The 7,947-nt window shown below is 63.2% G+C and carries 8 protein-coding genes; 6 read left to right on the top strand and 2 right to left on the bottom strand.

Annotation, left to right across the window (positions count from 1 at the left end; genetic code table 11):
• The 5 genes from C100_RS29425 to C100_RS29405 all read left to right on the top strand — a co-directional run.
• Positions 1-556, top strand: a 556-nt coding sequence (locus C100_RS29425; RefSeq protein ID WP_024018626.1) for a serine hydrolase, incomplete at its 5' end; no start/stop codon positions are given.
• Between the two features lie 47 nt (positions 557-603).
• Positions 604-885 carry a hypothetical protein gene (locus C100_RS29420; protein WP_024018625.1) on the top strand — a complete coding sequence of 94 codons (282 nt, stop codon included), beginning with the start codon at positions 604-606 and terminating at the stop codon, positions 883-885.
• Positions 882-1,619 (top strand): tRNA (guanosine(37)-N1)-methyltransferase TrmD, encoded by a 738-nt coding sequence (gene trmD, locus C100_RS29415; RefSeq protein WP_024018624.1) that lies wholly within the window; start codon positions 882-884, stop codon positions 1,617-1,619. The genes C100_RS29420 and trmD overlap by 4 nt, the downstream gene beginning before the upstream one ends.
• A 7-nt stretch (positions 1,620-1,626) precedes the next feature.
• Positions 1,627-1,995, top strand: coding sequence for a 50S ribosomal protein L19 (rplS, locus tag C100_RS29410; RefSeq protein WP_024018623.1), 369 nt, complete (start codon positions 1,627-1,629; stop codon positions 1,993-1,995).
• Between the two features lie 330 nt (positions 1,996-2,325).
• A complete protein-coding gene (locus C100_RS29405) occupies positions 2,326-5,025 on the top strand; it encodes a TonB-dependent receptor plug domain-containing protein (protein WP_024018622.1) in 2,700 nt (899 codons plus the stop codon).
• Between the two features lie 84 nt (positions 5,026-5,109).
• Here the strand turns inward: C100_RS29405 and C100_RS29400 are convergent, their stop codons facing one another.
• Together C100_RS29400 and C100_RS29395 are read right to left on the bottom strand one after the other, a co-directional pair.
• Positions 5,110-6,384, bottom strand: coding sequence for an MFS transporter (locus C100_RS29400; RefSeq protein WP_024018621.1), 1,275 nt, complete (start codon positions 6,382-6,384; stop codon positions 5,110-5,112).
• 49 nt (positions 6,385-6,433) lie between these two features.
• Complete coding sequence (locus tag C100_RS29395) at positions 6,434-7,234, bottom strand: TrmH family RNA methyltransferase (protein ID WP_024018620.1); 801 nt, start codon at positions 7,232-7,234, stop codon at positions 6,434-6,436.
• 123 nt (positions 7,235-7,357) lie between these two features.
• Between C100_RS29395 and C100_RS29390 the strand changes: the two genes are divergently transcribed.
• On the top strand, positions 7,358-7,947 hold a 590-nt coding region (locus C100_RS29390), incomplete at its 3' end, for an AI-2E family transporter (RefSeq protein ID WP_024018619.1).

The raw sequence follows: 7,947 nt of genomic DNA, 5'->3' as shown, positions 1-7,947 counted from the left end.
CGCCCGGCGGGCGGCCGCCTATGGCTTTGCGATGCGGATCGCGCAGGATTGCGACCTGGGCCTGACCCTGGCGCATGGCGGCGGCTATCCGGGCTATGGCAGCCATGTCATGCTGATGCCCGATTATGGCGTGGGCATCTTCGTCTTCACCAACCGCACCTATAATGGCGGCAGCGGCCCGGCCTGGGATGCGGCGGTGGCGCTGAAGCAGGCGGGTGCACTGATCGCCCGTGACCTGCCCGTGTCGGCGCTGCTGGCTGATGGCTATGGGGCGGCGGGGCGCATTTATGCGGCGGGAAATGTCGGCGTGTCGCAAGATCATCTTGCGATGAACATGCTGATGGACAGCGACATGGACAGCTGGACGAAAAGGCTTTCGGCGCTGAAGGCGGAAGTGGGCGAGTGCGCCACCGACGCGCCGGTCACAGCGACGGGCAATCTGGCGGGCAGTTTCACCTGGACCTGCGAGACGGGGCGCGTGGCCGGGACGATCCTGCTGGCGCCGACGCCGACCGCGCGGATTCAGGAACTCAAGCTGGTCGCCAAGCAGCCATGACGCGGCCATTGCTGGACGCTGCGCGCCGCATCGCTTAAGCGCGCGTCATGCCCATCGTTCCGCAACTCGTCCTTGCCGTCTATCTGCTGTTCCTGCTCGCGGCGGGATGGCGTCTGTGGAGCATCGGCTGGTCGGCGCAGGTCAAGGTGGCGACGGCGCTGGCGCTGGTGTTGCCGATGCCTTTGCTCTTCATCATTCCCGGCGCGATGCGTCGCGACGCCTGGTCGGACATGCTGATCCAATTGGGGCTGACGCTGCTCGTCTGCGGCATCATCTGTCTGGCGGGCGGCTTTTCCGCTGCGCGGATGCGGGGACGGCGGCGCAAATGAGCTTTACCGCGCAAATCCTCACCCTCTATCCCGATATGTTTCCCGGCCCTCTGGGTGTGTCGCTGGCTGGGCGGGCGCTGGCGGAGGGGAAATGGGCCTGCCATCCCATCCATATCCGCGACTTCGCCGCCGACCGGCACCGGACCGTTGACGATACGCCGGCGGGCGGCGGGTCGGGGATGGTGCTGCGCGCCGATATTCTGGCCCAGGCGGTCGACCATGCGCTTGAGCACCGGCCCGACCTGCCGGTCCTCGCCATGACCCCGCGCGGGCGTCCGATCACCCAGCGCCGTGTGCGTGAACTGGCTGCCGGGCCGGGGGCGACGATCTTGTGCGGGCGGTTCGAGGGGTTTGACGAACGGATTTTCGATGCGCGTCCGATCGAGCAGGTCAGCATGGGCGACATCATCCTGTCGGGCGGGGAAATGGCGGCTTTGCTGCTGCTTGATGCTTGCGTCCGACTGCTGCCCGGTGTAATGGGCGCGGCTTCCAGTGGAGTCGAGGAGTCCTTTGAAACGGGGCTGCTCGAATATCCGCATTATACCCGCCCGGTCGAATGGGAGGGGCGCACGATCCCGCAAGTGTTGCGATCGGGGGATCATGCGAAGATCGCCGCCTGGCGGAAACAACAGGCGGAAGATGATACACGGCTAAGGCGGCCGGACCTTTGGGAACGCCATATCGGCGTTCGGGACCAGTCGCCCTCTGGTGCGCAACGAACGACCAAGGACTGAGTTTGACATGAACATCATCCAGCAGATCGAGGCGGAAAACATCGCCGCCCTCGCCAAGGATATTCCCGAGTTTCGCCCCGGCGATACGCTGCGCGTCGGCGTGAAGGTCACCGAAGGCGACCGCAGCCGCGTCCAGAATTACGAAGGCGTGTGCATCGCGCGTTCGAACAAGGGCATGGGTTCCAACTTCACCGTGCGCAAGATTTCATTCGGCGAAGGCGTGGAGCGCGTGTTCCCGCTCTATTCGCCCAACATCGATTCGATCACCGTCGTCCGTCGCGGTGTCGTGCGTCGCGCCAAGCTCTATTATCTGCGTGGCCGCACCGGCAAGCGCGCTCGCATCGCCGAGCGCCGGGATGTCCGCAACGAGGGCTGATCCTCAAAAATCACTTCTTGACAGTTGTAAAAAAGAAACAGGCGGTGACCCCCGGGGTCGCCGCCTTTTTCTTTATGTTGCAATGATTTGACGGTTGCGGACGATTGTCCTGTTTTGGCGGCCGGGGCAAAAGTTTTCGATATCGAAACAAGAGCCATTTTTCCCATAGTGGATTTGTGTCAGCCTTCCGTTTCCAAATGTTACAAACGTTAAATACTCTGAAATCCTTTTGGTTTCGGAAGAGGGATTCTGCAACCGGGAAAATCAGAGAAGACGATAGGGGATGGTGTTGAAAAGGCCTCAGTAAAAAGAGATATAAGGGGGCTTTGAATGAAGTATCGGGGTCATATTTCCCGCAGCGCCGTGGCCGTTGCACTTTTCTATTCCTTGCCTGTTCTTGCACAGGATGCTGCGCCGCAGGGGGCAGGCGCGGCGCCTGGTGAAACCATTATCGTCACCGGCACCCGCAGGACCGATCGCACGGTTGCCGAATCCCCCACTCCCATCGACGTTTATTCGGGGCAGGAACTGCAAAAGCAGGGCGTGGCCGATATGAACCAGGTGATTCAGAATCTGGTGCCTTCCTTCTCCGTCGCGCGCTACGCCATCGGCGACGGCTCCTCCTTCGTGCGTCCGCCCAACCTGCGCGGCCTGGCGCCCGACCAGACGCTGGTGCTGGTGAACGGCAAGCGGATGCACCGCTCCGCTCTGGTCCAGATCGGCGCCAACGCTCAGTCGGCCGGCGCGCATTCGGCCGACCTTGCCCAGATCCCGGCGATCGCTGTGCGCCAGGTCGAAGTCCTGCGCGATGGCGCGTCGGCGCAATATGGGTCGGACGCGATCGCGGGCGTCATCAACATGACGCTGCGCAACGATACTGACGGTATTTCGGGCTATGCCCGCTACGGCCAATATTATCGCGGCGACGGCGAGGATTATCAGGTTGCGCTCAACGGCGGCTTCAAGCTGGGCGACAGCGGCTTCATCAACATCAGCGGCGAATATGTGAACGCCGGCAAGACCAGCCGCGGCGTGACCCGTGCCGGCGCGCATCTGCTGCGGATGGAGCAACCCGACATCGGCGTTCCCGCGCTGGCGCAGCGCTATGGCAATCCCGAGTTGGAATCCTACCGCTTCTTCGTCAATGGCGGATTCGACCTGGGGGAGAGCGAAGTCTATTTCTTCGGTAATTACGGCCACAGCTTTCAGGAGGAAAGCTTCAACTATCGCCAGTCGGTCGACACTGCCGGGACCGACATTGAAGGCAACAGCTTTGGCCTGAACGGCATCTTCCGCGACTATTTTACCGACTTCAACAACATGTTGCCCGGCATTCAGACTGGCGCTGCGGGTGGGAATGTCTACGCGCCCAATGATTATGAATATGTGACCCGCGATTATACCCAGGTCGCCAATTGCTCCGATCCGTTGGTGCAGAATTGGAGCTGCGTCTATCCGGGCGGCTTCACTCCGATCTTCTTTGGCAAGATCGACGATATTTCCGGCACGGTCGGTTACAAGGGCACGCTCGGCTTCGGTCTCAACTATGATATTTCCGGCAGCTACGGCCAGTCGACGCTGAAATATACCATGAACGGCACGATGAACCCGTCGCTGGGCATCGAATCGCCGACCGAATTCTATCTCGGCAAGCTGGAGCAGCGCGAAACGCTGTTCAACGCGGATTTCAGCTATCCCTGGGAAGTCGGTTTCGCCAGTCCCGTGACCATCGCCTTTGGTGGCCAATATTTCCGGGAATCCTATGAGTTGGGCCTGGGCGATCCAGCCTCTTACGCCATAGGCTCCTACACGGGCAATCTGGTCTTCCATCAGGATGGATCGCCGGTCTGCACCAACATGGTCTATGACCCGCTGACCCCTGACAGTTGCACGCAACTGTCCGTTACTCTGCCGGTCGGCGCCAACGGCTTCCCCGGCTATGGCCCGGCGATCGCGGGCGAGAGCAGCCGCAACTCCAAGGGCGTCTACATCGACATTGAAGGCGACATCACGGACCAACTGTCCTTCGGCATTGCCGGTCGCTACGAGCATCTGTCCGATTTCGGCAATTCGACGACCGGCAAATTCTCGGCCCGCTACGCCGTGGTGCCGGACGTGATCGCGCTGCGCGGCACGGTGGCGACGGGCTTCCGCGCGCCGACGCCGGGGCAGGTCAACACCAGCAGCATCGCGACCGGTTTCAACCCCGGCAATCCCAACGCGATCGAATATATGACGTTGCCGGTCACCAGCCCGGTCGCGGCCTACCTTGGCGCAACGCCCCTCAAGCCAGAGGAATCGGTCAGCTTCTCGCTTGGCACGGTCTTCACGCCAGCGCCGGGCGCGACGCTGACGATTGATTATTACAACATCAAGGTGAAGGACCGCATCGGCACGTCGGGCACCTTCGTCATCACGGACGATCAGCGGCCGACGCTGCGCGACCTGGGCCTGGCCAACTATGCCACGGTCAATGAGGTGCAGTTCCTGACCAACGCGTTCGACACCCGCACCCAGGGCATCGACGTGGTCGGCAGCTACCGGATGCCGATCGGCGATCTGGGCGTGTTGAATTCGACGCTGGCCTTTAACTGGAACAAGACGAAGGTCATCGCCCGCGATCCCGACATCGTGTCCGACGTGCGTGTCGCCCAGCTGGAAAAGACATTGCCCAAGACGCGCCTGATCCTGACCGAAAACTGGACCGCCGGGCCGCTGTCGGTGCTTGGCCGGATGAACTGGTACGGCAAATATACCGTGACCGATGATGGTCCGGTGTCGCAGACCTTCGGCAGTGAGGTCGTGTTCGACCTGGAGGTCAGCTATGAGATCAACGACAATATCACGCTGACCGCCGGGGCGCAGAATATCTTCAGCAATTATCCCGATAAATATTCGAATACGAAGGGCACGCTGGGACCGATCTATGCATCGACGGGTGGACGCTTCACCGGGGATATTTATCCCGACGTGTCGCCCTTCGGCTTTAACGGCGGCTTCTGGTACGGCAAGGTCGGGTTCAAATTCTGAACCCTGCCCGCCTGCGTGGCAGGGCTGGTTTTTCGGGTCGAGGACGGCGGCTTGCCGCTGATCCTCGACCGGATCCGATCCGGTTCACGGATTGCGGCTGGTCCACCACAGGCCCGCAAGGCTGATCGCGGCGGCGGCGGACATGTAGAGGCCGACCAGCGCCACGCCCTGCACGGCGATCAGCCAGGTCGCGACGATCGGGGCGAGCGCGCCGCCGATGATGCCGCCCAGGTTGAAGGCAAAGGACGCGCCGGTATAGCGTAGCTGGATCGGGAAGAGGGCGGGCAGATAGGCGCCCAACGGGCCATAGACGAAGCCCATCAGGAACAGCGCCAGCGCCAGGATGACGAAGGTCGGCAGCAGCGCGCCGGTGCCGATCATCGGGCCGAAGATCAGGCCCATCGCGACCGTGCCGACGCAGCCCCAGGCAAGGACGCGGGTGGGGCTGCTATGGTCCGCCCACCAGCCGGCGATGACGATGCTGACCGCCATGAACAGGATCGCGCCAAGCTGGATCGACAGGAAGGCGCCCCGGTCGATGCCGAGGGTGGTGGTGCCATAGCCGAGCGCAAAGGCGGTCGCGATATAATAGACGGCGAAGCAGGCGACGACGGCGAAGGTGCCGGCTATGGCCGCGCCCAGATGCCGGCTCAGCAAGGTGGCGAGCGGCACGGCGGGCGGCGGCGCTGCGGCCTGCGCCGCGGCGAATTCGGGGGTTTCGGTCAGCTTCAGGCGCACCCACAGTCCCAGGAACACCAGCACCGCGCTGCCCAGGAACGGCAGGCGCCAGCCCCATGCGAAGAAATCCGCGTCGGTCAGGACCATGCCCAGGACCAGGAACAGCCCGTTAGCGGCGATGAAGCCGACCGGCGCGCCCAGTTGCGGGAACATGCCGAAGCGTGCGCGCCAGCCGGGCGGGGCGTTCTCCACCGCCAGCAGCGCCGCGCCGCCCCATTCGCCGCCCAGCCCCAGCCCCTGGCCAAAACGCAGCAGGCACAGGATCAGCGGCGCCCACCAGCCGATCTGGGCATGGGTCGGCAGGAAGCCGATGGCGAGCGTGCAGGCGCCCATCAGCATCAATGACGTGACGAGCGTCGCCTTGCGCCCGATGCGGTCGCCATAATGGCCGAAGATCGCCGCCCCCAGCGGACGGGCGAAGAAGGCGAGGGCGAGGCTGCCATAGGACGCCATGAGCTGCGCCGTGGGCGAGGAGGAGGGAAAGAAGAGCGCGGGGAAGATCAGGCTGGCGGCGGTGGCATAAATATAGAAGTCGTAAAATTCGACCGCTGTGCCGATCAGGCTGGCGGCGAGCACGCGCTTGTGTCGCCACATTTCGCCGATGCCGCTCGTCTGTGTCATGCTTTTTCGCCCCCGCTCATCGTCATCCCCGCCTTCGCCGGGATGACGGTCATGATGTCTTTCGTTTCTGGTTCAGCAGTTCATAGGCCATCACCGCCGTCGCCACGGCGGCGTTCAGGCTGTCGGCCTTGCCCCGCATCGGCATTTTGACCAGCCAGTCGCATTGCGCCTCATATTCTTCCGGCAGGCCCTGCGCCTCATTGCCCACCAGCAGGAAGCTGGGGCTTTGATAGACGGGTTCCTGATAATCCTGCGTCGCCTTCAGGCTGGTGCCGATCAGTTCGCCGGGGCCAGCGCGCAGCCAGGGGATGAATTCGTCCCAACGCGCCTGCGTGATCGACTGGGTGAAGAGCGCGCCCATGCTGGCGCGCACCGATTCCACCGAAAAGGGATCGACGCAATCGTCGATCAGGATCAGGCCGCCCGCGCCGACCGCATCGCCGGTGCGCAATATGGTGCCAAGATTGCCGGGATCGCGCAGCGACTGAGCGACGATCCAGATGGCCGCGCTGGCGCGGTCCAGCGTGTCCAGCGGGGTCAGCCGGTCGCGATAGACACCGACGACCGCCTGCGCATTGTCCTTGCCGCTGATCTTGGAGAGGATGTCGGGCGTGGTTTCGATGACGTCGCCGCCCGCCGCTTCGATCGCGTCGATGAGGTCGAGCGCGAGCGGGTGGGTGGAGCCGGCGTGGAACAGCATTTCAGGGAGCACGCCTTCCGCGCGCGCTTCGGTCAGGATGCGCAGCCCTTCGGCCAGGAACAGCCCTTCGGCCTTGCGATATTTCTTTTCCCGCAAGCTGCGGACGCGCTTCACCAGCGGGTTGGAAAATCCGGTGATTTCGCGTGCCACTGTGTCGATATGCCCATGTTGAACCAGAGGAAGCGGCCTCTTAACCGGGGCCGGGACAAAAAGACAGGGGCGGCAAAGTGAAGCGCGATGGATTTGGTCGCGGGATTTTGCCAAGGGTGGCGCATGACCCCCGATTCCGACCCGCCGCCACTCCATGTCTCGTCCAAGCTGGAGGACGGCTTTTTCCTCGGCTTCGTGCTGCTGGTGTCGATCGCCTTTGCGATGGTGGTCGAGCCGTTTTTCGCGGCGATCCTGTGGGGCGTCATCGTCGCCATCGTATTCGCGCCGGTGCACAAGGCGATCCTGGCGAAGATGCCGCGGCGGACCAACACCGCCGCGCTCATCACCCTGTTCCTGATCCTGGCCATCGTGATCGTTCCCGCTTTCGTGCTGGGTGCGGCGCTGTTGCAGGAGGCCGCCTTTTTCTACGGCAAGGTCCAGTCCGGGGAGGTCGATTTCATCCGCCTGTTCGCGCAGGTGCAGCACAGCCTGCCCGACTGGGCGACGCCCTATCTCAGCCGGCTGGGCCTCACCAATTTCCAGGCGGCGCAGGACATGGTGACGCGCGGCCTGACCAGCAGTTTCCGGACGCTGGCCGCCCAGGCCTTCCAGATCGGGCAGAGCGCGTTCAGCTTCTTCGTGGCGCTGAGCGTGATGCTCTACCTCGCCTTCTTCCTGCTGCGCGACGGCGACTGGCTGGCGCGGCGGGTTGC

The organism is Sphingobium sp. C100 (assembly GCF_000508185.1).
GTDB lineage: Bacteria > Pseudomonadota > Alphaproteobacteria > Sphingomonadales > Sphingomonadaceae > Sphingobium.
This window is presented reverse-complemented; position numbering and strand designations above follow the sequence as displayed.